This is a genomic window from Mycobacterium sp. NGS24 (genome assembly GCF_059813065.1).
Map to the genome: position 1 here is coordinate 1 of NZ_JCALDW010000008.1, position 17,223 is coordinate 17,223.

At 65.3% G+C, this 17,223-nt stretch carries 18 protein-coding genes and 2 pseudogenes; 13 read left to right on the forward strand and 7 right to left on the reverse strand.

The window, feature by feature from the left end; all coding sequences use genetic code 11:
* The 5 genes and pseudogenes from AC5Y6Y_RS12720 to AC5Y6Y_RS12740 all read left to right on the forward strand — a co-directional run.
* Positions 1–473: alpha/beta fold hydrolase (locus AC5Y6Y_RS12720; RefSeq protein WP_499930100.1), on the forward strand; the 473-nt coding region annotated here is incomplete at its 5' end.
* 112 nt (positions 474–585) lie between these two features.
* Positions 586–1,560 (forward strand): class 1b ribonucleoside-diphosphate reductase subunit beta, encoded by a 975-nt coding sequence (gene nrdF, locus AC5Y6Y_RS12725; RefSeq protein WP_463827773.1) that lies wholly within the window; start codon positions 586–588, stop codon positions 1,558–1,560.
* Between the two features lie 127 nt (positions 1,561–1,687).
* A pseudogene (locus AC5Y6Y_RS12730) lies at positions 1,688–2,798 on the forward strand (site-specific integrase).
* A gap of 250 nt (positions 2,799–3,048) precedes the next feature.
* Entirely contained in the window at positions 3,049–3,255 is a 207-nt protein-coding gene (locus tag AC5Y6Y_RS12735; protein ID WP_463827774.1) for a helix-turn-helix transcriptional regulator, read from the forward strand.
* Positions 3,252–3,494 carry a hypothetical protein gene (locus AC5Y6Y_RS12740; protein WP_463827775.1) on the forward strand — a complete coding sequence of 81 codons (243 nt, stop codon included), beginning with the start codon at positions 3,252–3,254 and terminating at the stop codon, positions 3,492–3,494. The genes AC5Y6Y_RS12735 and AC5Y6Y_RS12740 overlap by 4 nt, the downstream gene beginning before the upstream one ends.
* Positions 3,495–3,892: 398 nt before the next feature.
* On the opposite strand, the gene AC5Y6Y_RS12745 is transcribed toward AC5Y6Y_RS12740, so the two are convergent.
* From AC5Y6Y_RS12745 to AC5Y6Y_RS12755, 3 genes are read right to left on the reverse strand one after another with little or no spacing between them, the layout of a single operon-like run.
* On the reverse strand, positions 3,893–4,228 hold the full coding sequence (locus tag AC5Y6Y_RS12745; RefSeq protein WP_463827807.1) for an Imm63 family immunity protein: 336 nt from the start codon (positions 4,226–4,228) through the stop codon (positions 3,893–3,895).
* Positions 4,229–4,286: 58 nt separating this feature from the next.
* Entirely contained in the window at positions 4,287–6,104 is a 1,818-nt protein-coding gene (locus AC5Y6Y_RS12750) for a glycohydrolase toxin TNT-related protein (protein ID WP_473138994.1), read from the reverse strand.
* Between the two features lie 16 nt (positions 6,105–6,120).
* A complete protein-coding gene (locus AC5Y6Y_RS12755) occupies positions 6,121–6,450 on the reverse strand; it encodes a hypothetical protein (protein WP_473138993.1) in 330 nt (109 codons plus the stop codon).
* Between the two features lie 115 nt (positions 6,451–6,565).
* On the opposite strand from AC5Y6Y_RS12755, the gene AC5Y6Y_RS12760 reads away from it, so the two are divergent.
* Together AC5Y6Y_RS12760 and AC5Y6Y_RS12765 are read left to right on the forward strand one after the other, a co-directional pair.
* Positions 6,566–7,054 carry a hypothetical protein gene (locus AC5Y6Y_RS12760; RefSeq protein ID WP_473138992.1) on the forward strand — a complete coding sequence of 163 codons (489 nt, stop codon included), beginning with the start codon at positions 6,566–6,568 and terminating at the stop codon, positions 7,052–7,054.
* A 165-nt stretch (positions 7,055–7,219) separates the two neighbouring features.
* Positions 7,220–7,312 (forward strand): annotated as a pseudogene (locus tag AC5Y6Y_RS12765) (hypothetical protein); the annotation flags it as partial.
* Between the two features lie 6 nt (positions 7,313–7,318).
* On the opposite strand, the gene AC5Y6Y_RS12770 reads toward AC5Y6Y_RS12765, so the two are convergent.
* The gene (locus tag AC5Y6Y_RS12770; RefSeq protein WP_473138991.1) at positions 7,319–8,080 is read right to left on the reverse strand and encodes a DUF1684 domain-containing protein; all 762 of its coding nucleotides are present in this window, start codon (positions 8,078–8,080) and stop codon (positions 7,319–7,321) included.
* Positions 8,081–8,108: 28 nt separating this feature from the next.
* A complete protein-coding gene (locus tag AC5Y6Y_RS12775; protein ID WP_463827156.1) occupies positions 8,109–8,336 on the reverse strand; it encodes a hypothetical protein in 228 nt (75 codons plus the stop codon).
* Positions 8,337–8,488: 152 nt separating this feature from the next.
* Between AC5Y6Y_RS12775 and AC5Y6Y_RS12780 the strand changes: the two genes are divergently transcribed.
* Positions 8,489–8,881: a DUF3349 domain-containing protein gene (locus AC5Y6Y_RS12780; RefSeq protein WP_463827195.1), complete on the forward strand. Its 393-nt coding sequence runs from the start codon at positions 8,489–8,491 to the stop codon at positions 8,879–8,881.
* Here AC5Y6Y_RS12780 and AC5Y6Y_RS12785 read toward each other — a convergent pair.
* Together AC5Y6Y_RS12785 and AC5Y6Y_RS12790 are read right to left on the reverse strand one after the other, a co-directional pair.
* Positions 8,870–9,910, reverse strand: a complete 1,041-nt coding sequence (locus AC5Y6Y_RS12785; RefSeq protein WP_463827155.1) for an NAD(P)-dependent alcohol dehydrogenase — start codon at positions 9,908–9,910, stop codon at positions 8,870–8,872. The two genes, AC5Y6Y_RS12780 and AC5Y6Y_RS12785, sit on opposite strands and share 12 nt — an antisense overlap.
* A gap of 174 nt (positions 9,911–10,084) precedes the next feature.
* Positions 10,085–11,179, reverse strand: a complete 1,095-nt coding sequence (locus AC5Y6Y_RS12790; RefSeq protein WP_473138990.1) for an iron-siderophore ABC transporter substrate-binding protein — start codon at positions 11,177–11,179, stop codon at positions 10,085–10,087.
* Positions 11,180–11,376: 197 nt separating this feature from the next.
* Between AC5Y6Y_RS12790 and ctaD the strand changes: the two genes are divergently transcribed.
* The 5 genes from ctaD to AC5Y6Y_RS12815 all read left to right on the forward strand — a co-directional run bounded on the left by ctaD (position 11,377) and on the right by AC5Y6Y_RS12815 (position 17,219).
* The gene (gene ctaD, locus AC5Y6Y_RS12795; protein ID WP_463827153.1) at positions 11,377–13,137 is read left to right on the forward strand and encodes an aa3-type cytochrome oxidase subunit I; all 1,761 of its coding nucleotides are present in this window, start codon (positions 11,377–11,379) and stop codon (positions 13,135–13,137) included.
* A 15-nt stretch (positions 13,138–13,152) separates the two neighbouring features.
* Complete coding sequence (serB, locus tag AC5Y6Y_RS12800; protein WP_463827152.1) at positions 13,153–14,388, forward strand: phosphoserine phosphatase SerB; 1,236 nt, start codon at positions 13,153–13,155, stop codon at positions 14,386–14,388.
* Between the two features lie 94 nt (positions 14,389–14,482).
* Entirely contained in the window at positions 14,483–14,806 is a 324-nt protein-coding gene (locus AC5Y6Y_RS12805) for an ArsR/SmtB family transcription factor (RefSeq protein WP_463827151.1), read from the forward strand.
* Positions 14,803–15,282, forward strand: a complete 480-nt coding sequence (locus AC5Y6Y_RS12810; RefSeq protein WP_473138989.1) for an NADH-quinone oxidoreductase subunit B family protein — start codon at positions 14,803–14,805, stop codon at positions 15,280–15,282. The genes AC5Y6Y_RS12805 and AC5Y6Y_RS12810 overlap by 4 nt, the downstream gene beginning before the upstream one ends.
* Before the next feature lie 44 nt (positions 15,283–15,326).
* Positions 15,327–17,219, forward strand: coding sequence for a proton-conducting transporter transmembrane domain-containing protein (locus AC5Y6Y_RS12815; RefSeq protein ID WP_499930101.1), 1,893 nt, complete (start codon positions 15,327–15,329; stop codon positions 17,217–17,219).
* The last annotated feature ends 4 nt before the right edge of the window (positions 17,220–17,223 follow it).

Here is a 17,223-nt window from a genome sequence, read left to right on the forward strand (position 1 = left end):
CCGGAACGATGGTGGCGCTGGATCCCGGTGGGTTCTGGACCGATACCGAGGTGAGGGTGTTCGGCGCGACGGTGGGTGCGTCCATCGCGCTGGTGCGCCGGATCCAACCGCTGCTGCCCGCTCTGACGCGCAGCAGGGTCGGGCGCACGGCGCTGCTGTTGCAGTTCTCGGCCAAGCCGTGGCGACTGCCGCCCGCACTGGTCCTGCAGGAACTGCGCAGCTTTGCTCGCGCGACGCGGCTGGACGAGGCGCTGAGCGCGTTGGTGCACGGTCCCAAGCAAGCGGGTGGCTCGGTCAACGGCCGGGTGGTGATCGGCTGGGGACGCAACGACCGGGTGACCTCGCCGCGCCAGGCCGAGCGGGCCCAGCGGGCCTTCCCGGATGCGACGCTGCACTGGTTCGAGGATTGTGGGCATTTTCCACACTGGGACCAGCCCGAACGCGCAGTTCAGTTGATTCTGCAGCCGACGTAGCGACACGCCCCCAACACAAGTTCTTGTGTTGCCACGGCTTGTTGGACCCCAGGGGTAGTGTCTGTGGCCTAAGCAACACAGCCCTATTCGTTTCGGTGAAGTGGAGTTCGGCGTGACTGGAAATGCAAAGCTGATCGACCGCGTCTCGGCGATCAACTGGAACCGCCTGCAAGACGACAAAGACGCCGAAGTGTGGGACCGGTTGACCGGTAATTTCTGGCTGCCGGAGAAGGTCCCGGTGTCCAACGACATCCCGTCCTGGGGCACGCTGACCGCCAACGAGAAGCAGCTCACCATGCGGGTGTTCACGGGTCTGACCATGCTGGACACCATTCAGGGCACCGTGGGTGCGGTCAGCCTGATTCCGGATGCGCTGACCCCGCACGAGGAAGCGGTGTACACCAACATCGCGTTCATGGAGTCGGTGCATGCCAAGAGCTACAGCCAGATCTTCTCCACGCTGTGCTCGACCGCCGAGATCGACGACGCGTTCCGCTGGTCGGAGGAAAACCCCAACCTGCAGCGCAAAGCCGAGATCGTGCTCGAGTACTACCGCGGTGACCAGCCGCTCAAGCGCAAGGTGGCCTCGACGTTGCTGGAGAGCTTTCTGTTCTACTCCGGTTTCTACCTGCCGATGTACTGGTCGAGCCGGGCCAAGCTGACCAACACCGCCGACATGATCCGGCTGATCATCCGCGACGAGGCCGTACACGGCTACTACATCGGCTACAAGTACCAGCGCGGTCTGGCGTTGGAGGATGCGGCCACGCAGCAGGAACTCAAGGATTACACCTACGAGTTGCTCTTCGAGCTGTACGACAACGAAGTGGAGTACACCCAGGACCTCTACGACGAGGTAGGCCTGACCGAGGACGTCAAGAAGTTCCTGCGCTACAACGCAAATAAGGCGCTGATGAACCTGGGCTACGAAGCGCTGTTCCCGCGCGACGAGACCGACGTCAACCCAGCGATCCTGTCCGCGTTGTCACCCAACGCCGACGAGAACCACGACTTCTTCTCCGGGTCCGGGTCGAGCTACGTGATCGGCAAAGCCGTTGTCACGGAGGACGAGGACTGGAACTTCTAACGGCACAGTTCAGAGCTTTAACAATTGCGGTGTGTGCATCGTCAGCTAACTCAATGCGCCCGCGCCTTTCCCGGCGTAGCGGTACTCTTGCCCACATTTTGCCCACATTCGAATTACCGTTGTGGGCATGGCGGTCGTGCAGGCTTACGAGACCAAGCAGGGTAAGCGCTACCGCGTTAGGTACCGCACGCCGGACAATCGGCAGACTGATAAGCGCGGGTTCAGAACCAAGCGCGATGCCCAGCGGTTCGCCAACACCGTCGAGGTGGCCAAGTTCAAGGGCGAGTACGTTAACCCTGCTGATGCCCGCAGGACGCTCGACGACCTCGGGCAGGCCTGGCTCGACCGGCAGAAGGGTTACCTCAAGCCGTCCGGTTACGCCGTCATGGAGACGAGTTGGCGCATGCGGGTCAAACCACGCTGGGGCCAGGTGGCGCTCGGCGACATCAAGCCGACCGCCGTTCAGGGATGGATGACTGAGCTGGGCCAGGCCACCGAGAGCACCAAGGCCCTCGGTCCCGCTGCGATTAAGCGCGCCCACTACGTGCTGTCCCAAATCCTCGCCGACGCCGTGACCGACAACCTGATCCCTAAGAATCCGGCAGCCGGTCTGAAGCTTCCCAAGACCTCGCGCAAGAGGCCGGTGTACCTGACCCATCGGCACGTTAACGACCTGGCCGACGCAGCGGGGGAGTACAGGACTCTGGTGTTGCTGCTGGCATACACCGGGATGCGCTGGGGTGAAGCCATCGGCCTGCGGGTGGCGGACCTGGATCTGTTGCGCAAGCGTGCCGTAATCCATGAGAACGCCGTGCAGTCGGGCAACAGCATCCATGTCGGTACGCCCAAGTCGCACAAGCAGCGTTCAATCCCGCTGCCGGAGTTCCTGGTGCCGCTGCTAGCGCGCCAGTGCGAGGAGAAGGGCAGGGGAGACCTCTTGTTCGGCGATGGCGATCATGTGCGCCGCCCGCACCCCGTGTCTGGGTGGCTCGCCAAGGCGGTCACCGCGTCTAAGGTGCCTCGGGTGACGCCGCACGACTTGCGGCACACTGCCGCCTCGCTGGCGGTCTCAGCTCGGCGCCAACGTGAAGGCGGTGCAGCGGATGCTTGGTCACGCCAGCGCCGCCATGACGCTGGACTTATACGCCGACCTGTTCGACGATGACTTGGAAGGGGTCGCTGTTGCCTTGGACAAAGCCCGGACAGAAACGGTAACGAAGCATCAAGCGAGCACCTAATTACCTATAGCGGTTTGGCAAGTTCATAAGGAAAATTGCTATCTTAAGACGTTTTCTCAATCGTTGGGAGCACGTAAATACGCAGGTCATAACTCGCCATACCTCAGCGCGACTACGTCCGAGCGACGAAAAGCTATAGTCACCCTGTAGCACAACATGTTTCGGCCTGACTCAGGGGTCTGAATCGTGTCGTAGCGTGTCTCTCAACAACCGCAGAAAATTTGCGGTTTGCGAATTGAGAGGACGTTATATGACCACCAATCGCACAGGCAGTCGCGAGCGCGAACCGTTGGTCAAGACTGCCCAAGTGGCTGAGTTTCTCGGCACTACCAGCAATCAATTGATCCGATTGCGTTTTGAGGGTAAAGGGCCGAAGTTTGTCCGGCTCGGACGCTCTGTCCGCTACCGGTGGAGCGACGTCGACGCATGGGTCGCAGCGCAGGAAGTGTCGGCATGACCGCCCACGCCAGCCCCGCAGCCCGACAGGCTCGTCAGCTGCGCGAGGCCGTCAGCGGTGATTTGACGGGGCTTGAAGACCGTGCACGGCGGCTGGCCGAGCGCCTTGCTACTAGTACGCAGCAACTCGCCGCTGCCTACCAGGACTCTGCGCTCACGCGCACGAATCACGTTGCACGATTGAAGCGGCTGCGCAGCCAAATCGACGTCGGCATCAATGCCTTGGACGGTGTGCGATGAGTACACCTAGCCGCATCGAATTGGCTGACGTGGGTCGCATCGAAAATTACCTTCTTGCGAGTGGCGATCGCACGAGCGACAAGGAGGCGGTCCAGCCTATCGAGGGCGGGGAGGAGGAAGCGGACTCGGCCACGACCTGCGGCGACGATGACGCCGGAACGGGCGCTGACGGCGAGGAAGAGCCAGGCGACGATGTCGACGAGATGATCGGGTCGCTTCCTGGGCTCCCGGACGAGGACTACGGGCAGAGGTTCGAGGCTCCTGCTCCATCTCGGTGGTCGTTGCCGTGGTCCTGGTGCTCGGCGGCTACCGGCTGGACGAGGCGCAGAGGCCCGCTTTTCAGACAGGCCGAGGAACCCGCCGCCTCACCATATAGCTGTAGCTAGTTAATTGAACCGCTATAGGGTCTCGCCGATGTCGGGTAGTAAGGCAATATCCTGAACTTTTCCGTACCTGCGAAACATGTCAGCCGTCTCGCGGACGTTTCTCTTTGCCCAATCGACACTTAATTCGCTGAGCACTTGGTACTCGTACCTGAAACGCTCCGCTCGATCTCCGACCCGTTTGGCGGCTTGAGTGCTGACAACGCTTTGGCAATACCAATACAGAAGATCGTCGAGGCTGCCTGCACGGTCGAAGCCGAGTTTGCCGCGCTCGTAGTAAGTAAAGTGATAGGAACCGTCATCAGCCACGAAGATGTTCAGATCATCATTTGTCCTCAAACCTACTGGCATCGGGCGCACGCCTAATATTTCTGATAACCGGTTGATCTCGTACTGCAGATCGTCTGATTTAGCGTCCAAGGGGCGGTCCGTAGTTGTCCAGAATGCCTAACCTCACTAATTCATCAACAGTCGGTCTTACCCCGTCAGGAGCCAAGATCATGTATTGCCGGGCGCTCGGCGACGGCGTCTGGCCGAACCACGGTGCTACCGGCCCTTCCACAATTCTCCATCCCGGAGGCAAAGGCTCAGAGGTCACCATGTAGCGGTTGTAGTTGCCTCCCACCGATTCTGGCATCAGCGCACGATCTGCGAAAGGAGTGCCATCGGGTGCAAGGTACTGACCAAATGGGGAGCCGAAGCGGTCAATAATCGTTCCTTCGGGTAAATGGGCGGGTTGCGGGACGTAGCCAGGGGGGAACCCATCATTCGGCGGCCAGGGACGTGCTCCCGGAATGCCGAACTGAGTCTCAAAGTCGTGCCATGACAGTCCGCCTACAGGATCCCAGCCGCGCAGGACAGCTAGAGGTGCCCCGCCTTCGGTGACGATTTCGGCGGGAAGTCCGGCCCGCACCATTGCTCCTTCGCCACCGAAGAGAAGGGTCGGTGCGGTCATTGCCGCGTCGGCTGCGTGGCCTCCTGCGTAATAGGCAGGACTCGGTGAGTCGAGGAACCCGGTGACCTCGTTTCTGATTGCTGCCGCGGGCATACCGAGGGGATCGCTGAATTGTTGAGCTAGACCTTTCGCAAGCCCGGCCCAGGACTGGAGGACGCCCGGGTCTCCGGGCCCGCCCACCCCGAGCAGGTTGTGGATCATCCTTTCGTTGGCACGCCAGCGGTCTCCGAATGCTTCGGCGAAGCCAGGGCCTGGTGGCGCTGGCCCGCGTGATTGCGGTTGAGGAGTGAGGTTGTGGTGGCCGTACCCCCAGGCCTGCGCTTGGGCAACAACCGCGTTGAGTCGCTGTTCGATTTGCTCTGGTGGCACGCCCTCTTGGCGGAGTGCCTCGCGGATGATGCTCTTGGCGGCCTCAAGTTCCTGCGGTGATGGCTGCGGCAGGGTAGGGCGTGCCGCACCGGGTTGCAACAGCTGGCTATACGCTTCGCGGAGGCTGCCTGGCGGATGCCGACTATCTTCTTTGCCATTGGGTCCGGGCGCTGGAGACGGCATTAACATGTCGCGCAACCCTGGTGGACCGTTTCCCGGTTCTGCACCTCCGGCCCCGAGCAGGTCTGCGAGCCCGGTGGGTTCACCTGTTTGCGGCTCGGTCGGGATCGGCGGATAGACAGCCTGTTGCGCGCCGGGCGGTGGTCCAGGAGGACGAGTCGGCGGCATCGCCCGGTGGGGATCGAACAGGGCGGCCCCGAAGTTGAGGTTGTTGCCGATGCTGGATTCTGCGTCCCGGATCTGGGTGGCGACCTCGTTCTCGGCGGCCCACCATTTAGTGGCTTCGGCCTTGAGTTCGGCCTCGGCGGCGGCGACGGTCTTGGCGTTGGCGTCGGCGGAATCCTTGCTGGTGCCTTCCGGTGGGGTGTAGCTGATCGATAAGTCTTCGTTGACGTGCACGCCCGCGTGGGACTCAGCGTTCTCGATGATGTGCTTGGCATTGGTCAGGGGCGGCATCAGCTTGGAGCTGACCGTGTTGCTGATCCGCTGGGCTGCGGCGTCTACGGCTTCGCGGACACCGACCACCGCTTGAAGGTCCTGGCTGGCGCGGGCCTGGGCCGCTTCGGCAGTCCGTCCCTCCCAGGATGAACCTCCGGGGCGCTGAACACGGCGGAGGTAGTCTTCGGCGTGCTGTTCCAGGGCGGCAGCGGTGGACTTCCAGCCGTCGATCAAATCGAGAACCCGGTGTGGATCGGTGTGCAGGATCTGCGACTTGGTCGGCATTGACGAACAGAGCTGCTTAGGGACGGGGTGAGGGGCGCTGCAGAGTGGGAAGCGTGTTGACCGCCGTCAGGAGCTGTTCGTCGCTAGTGATGAAGCCTTGGCGGGCCAGTTCGATCATGTCGGCGAGCTTGCTGACCCGAGCCGCCACCATCACTTGGACGACCGGCAGGGTGCGGGTTGACATCTCCTGGGCGGCTGCCAGCGACGGCACCGCCCCGGCATCCACTGTCCCCCCGGTAGGGATCTCATGCGGTACTCCCTGGGCCACTTGCGCGGCCAATACCGTCAGTTCTGGGTGCAATCGACCCAAAGCATCCAAATCCGCTTGCAGCACCTGATCTGTCACACCGGTCCCCTCACGAACACTTCCCCTTAGCCGGTGAAGCTTACCGAGGAGCGGGGCACATTACGGCGAGAATGTTGAGTCGGGCGCTGCGGGCAGATGCCGTTACGCTTGGCAAGTGGGGATCCTCAGTCGGGTAACGGCGCGCCAGCGCCTCCGCCGGGCCACCCAGGAGAGCCTGACGGTACCCCCGTTCAACGCTCCGCCCGATTGCGCGCCCTGGGTGATCGGAGGCCTGTGGCCTGTCGCGTTATCGCACCGCAGTATCGAAACCGAATCCCTCGCAAGCTATCTCAAAGCCGACCTGCACCGGATCGCCCACTCGGCCAACGAAGATCTGCGGGCCATTGGACGAGCAGGGATGACGTATTCGGCGCGCCGCCAAGCCGAGGCCAGGGTGATCGAGGAGGCCCGTGCGCTGGCGGTGCGCCGTGTCGAGTCGACGTTGCGTCAGGTGCGCCAGGCAAACGGGCGCACACCTACTGATCACTCAGCTCGGCAACCCCGAGAGTCGTCCAACGCCCCTCGACCGGATCTGGCCAAGACGGAAATCTCGTCTCAGAACCGTAGCTTTGGAGTCTGCTGTATCCAGGGAGATATTTACTGAGCTTCGGATCCGGTGACTGTCCCATGGAAGACGGAGTGGATCTTCCTGGCCGACGATCCGTGCCCACATTTTGCCCACACTTTGCCGATAGTTACAGGTATCGGCAGGTGTCAGGAGGTGGGTATTTTTGCAGGTGAGAGTCCGTTGCGCCGCTCTGGCCAGGTGTCTGACGAGAACCACGACTTCTTCTCCGGCTCGGGGTCGAGCTACGTGATCGGCAAGGCCGTGGTCACCGAAGACGAGGACTGGGACTTCTGAGGTAGCTCAGCGCGGGTTCTGCTCGCCCGCCTCGACTGCCACCGAGAGCCTGTTCTGCGGCGGTGCCACCGGGCACGTCGCATAGTCGGTGAAGGAGCAGGGCAGGTTCGCCGCCCGGTTGAAGTCGAGTGTCACCTTGCCGTCGGGTGCCGGTTCGGCGATCGACAGCGACCGGGCGCCCGGGTATGTGGTCACGCCGCTGGTGGCATCGGTGAACAGCACCTGCAGCGCTCCTGAGGCCGCGCCGAACGCGACGAGTTGCTGAGCGACGCCGCCGAGTTCGAAGTCGATGACGCCCACCGCATTGAGACGGTGTTCGAGTCCTTCGACGACGGCGCCGGTCGTCACGGTGCGAGGTTGCTCGTACGGGGTGAATGTGCCTGACACTGACCATCTTTCGTCCGGCGCATAGGTGGGGATGCCGGTGTAGGCCTGCAGGTGCGGCGACTTCGGGTCGTGCACCCGCAACGCGGCCGAACCGGTCCGGCGAATGACTTCGATGCGCCGATCCCCGGCGTCGACGAGCAATCCCGGTGCGCCCTCGACAGGCTCGAGCCGATCGGCGCCGTCGATGCCCTGCACGTACACCGCGTCCGCGTCGGCCCGCCAGCGACCCGGGAGATCCGCGACATCCTGGAATTCCCCGGTGAGCCAATACAACCCGGTGAGGCTCACCCAGCCCAGCGGGTCGGCGAAGTAGCGTTCCCGCTCGTCGTGCCAGCGCTGCCAGGCCGCCGCGAAGGTCTCGGTGTCAGGTGTCGCCGTCATATTTCCTCGAACCCGGTGTCTGCCCGGTTCATTCCCCGCGGGTGCTGCTGCCCAGGCCGTCGTCGGCCAGGTAGGTGACCACGTACCACCGGCTGCCCGAGGTGGGATCCTCGTCGGCCGCGGTTGCTCGCTCCAACCGGACGTCGGTCAGCTGGGGATGCTGTGCGCGCACAGCGTCTTCCAGTGCCGCGTGCAGCGCTTCACCGGCCAGCGATGCGCCGGCCGGCGCCCTTCCTTCGCGTCGTGTCCAACTCACGTCCGCTATCTTGCTCCGGCCCGCACTCCTGGGCGCCCGCGACTGCGAAACGCAGGTGTGCAGGTCGTGAACGCCGCGTGAAATGTCGCCGGGGCGTGCCCTCGCCGGTGGCGCCGGCGGCGGGCCGTCGTGAGACTGTGGGCGTGAACAATCTGGCGAAACCCACGTTCTCTCCGGTCAGCTTCCTCAATGCTGTGCTGCGGTGGTTGCAGCTCAGCTATCCCGAAGGGGTTCCCGCGACGGATCGCGTCGCGCTGTTCGCACTGCTGCGCAGCACCCCGCTGACCGAGGAGCAACTCAACGAGGTGGTTGCCCACATCACCGCAGACGGATCGCCGTACCTGGCCGACGGCGTGATCGACCGCACCGAGATCGCCGAATCCATCACCGAGACCACCCACCGCGACGCCGGCCCTGAGAACATCGCCCGAGTGGCCGCCCGGTTGGCTGCGGCCGGTTGGCCGCTGGCCGGCGTCGACGTCAGCGAGGTCGATGCCAGTGACGAATACGGGGAAGCCGCCGAGGCGGCTGCCTCACATGCGTGAGATGTCGATCACGAAGCGGTAGCGCACGTCGCTGGCCAGCACTCGCTCGTAGGCTTCGTTGACGTAATCCGGTGCGATGACCTCGATTTCGGGCGTGACGTTGTGTTCGGCGCAGAAATCGAGCATCTCCTGGGTCTCGGCGATACCGCCGATGTTGGACCCGGACAGGCTGCGCCGCGCCAACGCCAGCCCGAACGCCGGCACCTCCATGGGGTGCTCGGGGATGCCGAGTTCCACCATGGTGCCGTCCACGTCGAGCAGGTTCAGGTACTGGCCCAGGTTGAGGTTCGCCGAGACAGTGTTCAGGATCAGGTCGAAGCTGCTGCGCAACTTCTTGAAGGTCGCCGGATCGGAGGTGGCGTGGTAGTTGCTCGCACCCAGCCGCAATCCGTCTTCCATCTTCTTCAGTGACTGCGACAGCACGGTCACCTCGGCGCCCATCGCCGCACCCAGCTTGACGCCCATGTGGCCCAGGCCGCCCAGGCCGATGATGGCAAGACGCGTGTCCTTGCCGGCCTTCCAGTGCCGCAGCGGCGAGAACAACGTGACACCCGCGCACAGCAGCGGCGCCGCGGCGTCCAGGGGGAGCGAGTCGGGAATGCGGACCACGAAGTTCTCGTCGACCACCACCGCCTGGCTGTAACCGCCCTGCGTGGGTGTGCCGTCCTTATCGATGGAGTTGTAGGTGAAGGTCGCGCCCTTCTTGCAGTACTGCTCGAGCCCGGCCTGACAGCTGCTGCACTGCCCGCAGGAGTTGACCATGCAGCCGACGCCGACATGGTCGCCCACCTTGTGCTTGGTCACCTCGTCGCCGACGGCGGTCACCACGCCGGCGATCTCGTGTCCGGGAACCACCGGGTAGTTGGGTTCGCCCCATTCGGCCTTGACGGTGTGGATGTCGGAGTGGCAGATGCCGGCGAACTTGATGTCGATCGCGACGTCATGCGGGCCCGGGTCACGGCGCTCGATGGTGGTCTTGGTCAGTGGTTCTGTGGCCGACGTGGCGGCGTAGGCGGAAACAGTGCTCATGTGCGGTATCCCTCTTCAGATCTGAGTCTCTCCCGAAAAGCTTAGCTAAGGTAAGGGTTTTTGGCCAACTGGGCTGGGTGGGCGAAGACCGCGATCGGCCCGCATCGGCTCTGCGGTGAGGTCACACGCTTCTCGCATTTCTGCGCCGTGGGCGCAGCGTCAACGCAGAGACGATTAGTTGATCGGGGCGTTGACCCAGCGCAGATCACTCACGATGCCCCGAGCGGCGATCAGGCCCTGGCCCGTCTGCCAGACCTCGTCGTTGACGACGAAGACCCGGTTGTCGCGGTTGGCGCCCAGCTTGCGCCACGGACCGCTGTCCAGCACGCTGGCGGCGCGGTCGGTGGCCTCCTGCGACGCGAACGACACATAGATGATGTCACCGTCGGCGGCCGACAGGTCCGGATCTTTGGCCAGGTCGGCGTCGGTGGCGCCGAACTCCAGGTAGGGCTTGTCGGTGAATCGCTGCGGTCCGGGCCGGTCCACCTTGACCGCGGCGAGCACGCTGGCCGGGAAGTTGCTGGCGCCGTAGACCCGCAGCGTAGTGGCGGTCAGTTGGACCACCGACACCTGATAGTGGGCCGAGTCGTGCTTGACGCCGACGTCGGTGGCGCGCTGGGTGAAACCGTCGACCAAGGCGTTCACCGCGCCGCTGCGGGCAGTCGCGGCGCCGACCCCGCGCAGGTTGTCCAGCCAGGCCGCCCCGGGTGCGCGGGTGAACACCGTCGGGGCGATCGCCGCCAACTGCGGATACAACGCCGGCGTCAGCGCGACGGAGCCCAGGATCAGGTCCGGGTGCGCTGCGGCGATCGCCTTCAAGTCGGGCGCACTGCGGGGTCCGACCCCCGGCACGTCGTGCAGCACTTTGCCCAGGTAGGCGGGTTGGTTCGGAACCCCGTCGGGCAACGCGGCGCCGACCACCCGTGATTGCAGGCCCAGCGCGCACAACGCGTCGAGCTGATCACCGGAGAGCACCACGATGCGCTGCGGGTCCGCCGGCACTTTGGCCTCATCCGGGGTGCTGCCCGCGGCGTTGCGCGCCGCGCGGATCGGGGGTCCGGGATCGGGTGCGGCCGCGTCCCGCGCGCACGACTCGTCGGGCTTGCGGTCGTTGCCGAGCACACCGGCGCCGGCGATCTGGGTGGTGGGGTTGACCAGGGATCGCGAGGTCGCGGCAGAGGGATCATCAGCGCCGCAGCCGCCGCAGGTCAGCACGACAGCGGCCAGGATCACGACGGCCAGGCAGGGTCGCGAGCCGCCGGGTTGCATATGTTCGACGTTAACATCCGGCCTGCTCAGAGCAGCCGAGCCGGGTGGTGGACCGAGCGCCGGCGGACCAATTACGACAGTTTGTAGGACCAGACCTTCCGCCAACCTGATCGCGGGCTAAGATTCACGTAAGTACCGGGGATCGCGGCCCGGTACGGATTGTGGGCCCCTGTCCGGATGGATGTTTGGAGGAGCTGTTGACAGCCGAAGCGCCCCCGCGGGCAGAACTCGAGGCCGTCCGTCCCTACCCGGCCCGGATGGGTCCCAAGGGGAACCTCGTCTACAAATTGATCACCACCACCGATCACAAGCTGATCGGCATCATGTACTGCGTCACGTGCTTCGCGTTCTTCCTGATCGGCGGGCTGCTGGCGCTGCTGATGCGCACGGAGTTGGCCGCGCCGGGCCTGCAGTTCCTGTCGAATGAGCAGTTCAACCAGCTGTTCACCATGCACGGCACGATCATGCTGCTGTTCTATGCCACCCCGATCGTGTTCGGCTTCGCCAACCTGGTGCTGCCGCTGCAGATCGGTGCCCCCGACGTGGCGTTCCCCCGGCTGAACGCCTTCTCGTTCTGGTTGTTCCTGTTCGGCGCGCTGATCGCGACGGCGGGCTTCATCACTCCCGGCGGCGCCGCCGACTTCGGCTGGACCGCCTACACCCCGCTGACCGACGCCATCCACTCGCCCGGCGTGGGCGGCGACCTGTGGATCATGGGCTTGGCCGTCGCCGGTCTGGGCACCATCCTCGGCGCGGTCAACATGATCACCACCGTGGTCTGCATGCGCGCACCGGGTATGACGATGTTCCGGATGCCGATCTTCACGTGGAACATCCTGGTTACGTCGATCCTGGTGCTGATCGCCTTCCCGCTGCTGACCGCCGCGTTGTTCGGCTTGGCCGCCGACCGGCACCTCGGTGCCCACATCTACGACCCGGCCAACGGCGGCGTGCTGTTGTGGCAGCACCTGTTCTGGTTCTTCGGCCACCCCGAGGTGTACATCATCGCGCTGCCGTTCTTCGGCATCGTGTCCGAAGTCTTCCCGGTGTTCTCCCGTAAGCCGATCTTCGGTTACACCACGCTGGTCTACGCGACCCTGTCCATCGCGGCGCTGTCGGTTGCGGTGTGGGCGCACCACATGTTCGCCACCGGCGCGGTGCTGCTGCCGTTCTTCTCCTTCATGACGTTCCTGATCGCCGTCCCCACCGGGATCAAGTTCTTCAACTGGATCGGCACGATGTGGAAGGGTCAGTTGACCTTCGAGACGCCGATGCTGTTCTCGGTCGGCTTCATGGTGACGTTCCTGCTGGGCGGGCTCAGCGGGGTACTGCTGGCCAGCCCGCCGCTGGACTTCCACGTGACCGACAGCTACTTCGTCGTCGCCCACTTCCACTACGTGCTGTTCGGCACCATCGTGTTCGCCACCTACGCGGGCATCTACTTCTGGTTCCCGAAGATGACTGGGCGGCTGCTGGACGAGCGGCTGGGCAAGGTGCACTTCTGGCTGACGTTCATCGGCTTCCACACCACGTTCCTGGTACAGCACTGGGTCGGCGACATGGGCATGCCGCGTCGCTATGCCGACTACCTGGCCACGGACGGGTTCCAGCCGTACAACGTCGTCTCGACCATCGGGGCATTCATCCTCGGGGCGTCGATGTTCCCGTTCGTCTGGAACGTCTTCAAGAGCTGGCGTTACGGCGAGGTGGTCACCGTCGACGATCCGTGGGGCTACGGCAACTCGCTGGAGTGGGCGACCAGTTGCCCACCGCCGCGGCACAACTTCACCGAACTGCCCCGCATCCGTTCGGAGCGTCCGGCGTTCGAGTTGCACTACCCACACATGGTGGAGCGGATGCGCAAGGAGGCCCACATCGGGCGTCACGCGACTGCCGGTGAGTCGCCCAAGGGATTCGGTCCGCGGACTGAACCGGACCGTGCGACCCCTGAGCAGTAACGGCGGCAGTCCCGGGTGATCTCCACACCCAAGGTGTCGGTGCTGATCACCGTCACCGGCGTCGACCAGCCCGGTGTGACGTCCGCTCTTTTCGAGGTGCTGTCCAAGCACGGCGTCGAACTGCTCAACGTCGAACAGGTGGTGATCCGGCGGCGGCTGACGCTGGGTGTGCTGGTCTCGTGCGCGCAGGATGTCGCCGACGGCGCCGCACTGCGCGAGGACGTCGAGGCCGCCATCCACGGGGTCGGACTGGACGTCACGGTCGAACGCAGCAACGACGTACCGATCATCAGCAAACCCTCCACCCACACCATCTTCGTGCTGGGCCGCCCCATCACCGCCGGAGCTTTCGGTGCGGTGGCCCGGGAGGCGGCCACCCTGGGCGTCAACATCGACTTCATTCGGGGCGTCTCCGACTATCCGGTGACCGGCCTGGAATTGCGGGTATCGGTGCCGCCCGGCGCCTTCGCCCCGCTGCAGACGGCCCTGACCGAGGTGGCTGCCGACGAGCGGGTGGACGTGGCCGTGGAGGACTACGGCCTGGCGTGGCGCACCAAGCGGCTCATCGTCTTCGACGTCGACTCCACCCTGGTCCAGGGCGAGGTGATCGAGATGCTGGCGGCCCGAGCGGGTGCGCTGGGCAAGGTCGCGGCGATCACCGAGGCGGCGATGCGCGGCGAACTGGACTTCGCCGAGTCGTTGGAGCAGCGGGTAGCCACCCTGGCGGGCCTGCCGGCCTCGGTGATCGAGGAAGTCGCCGGCCAGTTGGAGCTGATGCCCGGTGCACGCACGACCATCCGCACGTTGCAGCGGCTGGGTTTTCGCTGCGGTGTGGTCTCGGGTGGCTTCCGGCGCATCATCGAACCGCTGGCCGCCGAACTGAAACTGGACTACGTCGCAGCCAACGAGCTGGAGATCGTCGACGGCAGGCTCACCGGCCGAGTGGTGGGGACGATCGTGGACCGGCCGGGCAAAGCCGAAGCACTGCGTGAATTCGCCCAGCAATACGGCGTGCCGATGGAGCAGACCGTCGCCGTAGGCGACGGCGCGAACGACATCGACATGTTGGCGGCGGCGGGAATGGGGATCGCGTTCAACGCCAAGCCGGCGCTCCGCGAAGTCGCCGACGCGTCGTTGAGCCATCCCTACCTGGACACCGTGCTGTTTCTGCTGGGTGTCACCCGCGGGGAGATCGAAGCGGCCGACGCCGTCGACGGCGTGCTGCGTCGCGTGGAGATTCCCGCCGACTAGGTGTGTGCGGAGTCATAACCGCCCGCGGTGCCGGCCTGCTTAACAGATGATAAATTCTTCAATTGTTAAATCGTTAAACTCCGAGCGAGGTCTGGTGTCGCAGCCGCTGTACACGCTGAAGGCAGAGTTCTTCAAGACGCTGGGTCACCCCGCCCGGGTCCGGATCCTGGAGCTGCTCTCCGAGCGCGACCACACCGTGGCCGAGCTGCTGTCCGAGGTCGGCCTGGAAGCCTCCAACCTGTCCCAGCAACTTGCCGTGTTGCGCCGCGCGGGCGTCGTCACCGCTGCCAAAGAGGGCAACAGCGTGACCTACTCGATCACCTCGCCGCTGATCGCCGAGCTGATGGCCGTGGCGAGACGGGTGCTGACCGGGCTGCTCAGCGGCCAGGTCGCCATGCTCGAGGACTTGCGCGAATGAGCTGGCTGGGCAGGATATTTCGGCTGGGCCGGGTCGCCGAAAGCGCCGGCCCCCGGCCGGATACACCGGCGGCGCCACCCGCCGGAGTGGCTGGATCGCTGCAGATCCGGCACGTCGACGCCGGTTCCTGCAACGGCTGCGAGGTGGAGATCGCCGGGGCGTTCGGACCGGTCTACGACGCCGAGCGATTCGGCGCCCGGTTGGTGGCGTCGCCGCGGCACGCCGACGCGCTCCTGGTCACCGGAGTGGTGACGCGCAACATGGTCCAGCCGCTGCGCAATACCTTGGCAGCCACGCCGCAACCGCGGGTGGTGATCGCCTGCGGCGACTGTGCCATCAACCGGGGGGTGTTCGCCGACGCCTACGGGGTGATCGGTGCGGTCGGTGAGGTGGTCGCGGTCGACGTCGAAATCCCCGGCTGCCCACCTTCGCCGGACCAGGTGGTCGCGGCTCTGCGGTCGGTGACGGGGCGGTGACGCGACCGTTGTCCCACTCGGGGACGGGTGCGGCCCTCAGTGGTGTGGCGACGGCTGGAATCGGTGCCACCGGGGTGGTGCTGGGGCTGGCCGCGCTGTCCGGCGGGCAGACCCGGGTGCGCGTGCCCTGGCTGCTGCCGCTGTGCGGCGTGGAGTTCGACGTCGGCCGGTTGGGCGGCTACTTCATGGCCCTGACGGGCGCGGTCGCTGTCGGCGTCGGCATCTACAGCATCGGATACCTGCGACGTGAGCGGCTCGGTCGCGTCGCACAGGTGACGCTGCCGCTGTTCGTCGCGACGATGCTGCTGGTGCCTGCCGCGGGATCGGTGAGCACCTTCTTGCTGACCTGGGAGCTGATGGCACTCACGTCGCTGATCCTGCTCGCCACCGATCACCAGCGCGCCGAAGTCCGCTCCGCCGCAGTGTATTACGTGGTGCTGACACAACTCGGTTTCGCCGCGGTGCTGCTCGGACTGATGGTGTTGGGCGCGGCAGCCGGTACGGAGCGGTTCGCCGACATGTCCGGGGTGCCGGATGCGGCACGAACTGCGGTGTTTCTGTTGACGCTGGCGGGTTTCGGTTCCAAGGCCGGCCTGCTGCCGGTGCATGCCTGGTTGCCCCGCGCGCACCCGGAGGCGCCGAGTCCGGTGTCGGCATTGATGAGCGCCGCCATGGTCAACCTCGGTATCTACGGGATCATCCGGATCGACGTGCAGCTACTTGGTCCTGGGCCGCGGTGGTGGGGTGCGACGCTGCTCGCCGTCGGTGCCGTCTCCGCGCTGTACGGGGTGCTGCAGGCATCGGTGGCCGCCGATCTCAAACGCCTACTTGGATATTCGACGATCGAGAACATGGGTCTGGTGGTGTTGGCATTGGGCGCGGCCACCTTGTTGTCGGCGTCCGGGGCAGCTGCTGCCGCCGTTGTCGCGATGACGGCAGCGTTGCTGCACCTGGTGGCGCACGCCGCGTTCAAGAGCCTCGGGTTCATGGCCGCCGGGTCGGTCCTGGTGGCGACCGGTCAGCGCGATCTGGACCGACTGGGTGGCCTGGCCCGCAAGATGCCCTACACCACAATGCTTTTCGCACTGGCTGCGCTGGGTGCGTCCGGTCTGCCGCTGGGTGCGGGATTCGCCAGCGAGTGGCTGCTGGTGCAATCGCTGATCCACGCCCGTCCCGAACACACCTTCCTGGGCCTGGTGACACCGCTCGGCATCGGCGTGGTTGCGCTGACCGCCGGCCTGGGGGTGGCCGCGATGGTGAAGGCGTTCGGCACCGGCTTCCTGGCGCGGGCGCGGTCGGCGGGCGCCGAGCAGGCATGCGAGTCGCCCGTCAGCTTGCTGGCCGGCATGGCCGTCGCAGCGATCGGTTGTGCCGCCGTCGCCGTCGTGCCGTTCATACTCACCGGCACTCTGCAGTCGGTGCTGGACACCATCCCGCCCTTCCGGCGCGCCGACCTCACCGGCCTGGGCGTGGTGCTGCGACTGCCCGGCTTCGGCAGTTCGATCGCGCCCACCCTGCTCGCCGCCGCGTTGGCCGCGGCGGTACTGATCGTGCTGGGCCTGGCCCGCTGGGGATCGCGGCACCGCCCCGAGTCCCGGCAGTCACCGTTGTGGGCCTGCGGATCCGATCAGTTGAGCCCCCGGATGCAATACACCGCAACAGCTTTCGCCCAACCCCTGCAGCGGGTCTTCGAGGATGTGCTGCGGCCCGACACGGGCATCGAAGTGACCCACCTGGAAGAGACCCGCTATCACGTCGAACGCATCGCCTACCGCGCCAGAATCTCCGACGCCATCGAGGACCGGCTGTACGCGCCGGTGTTGGCCGCCGTCACGGCGTGCGCCGAGGCGGTGCGGCGCGCCCACAACGGCAGTGTCCACCGCTACCTGGGCTACGGCGCGCTGGGCGTGCTGGTCATCCTGGTGGTGGCGCGTTGACCGC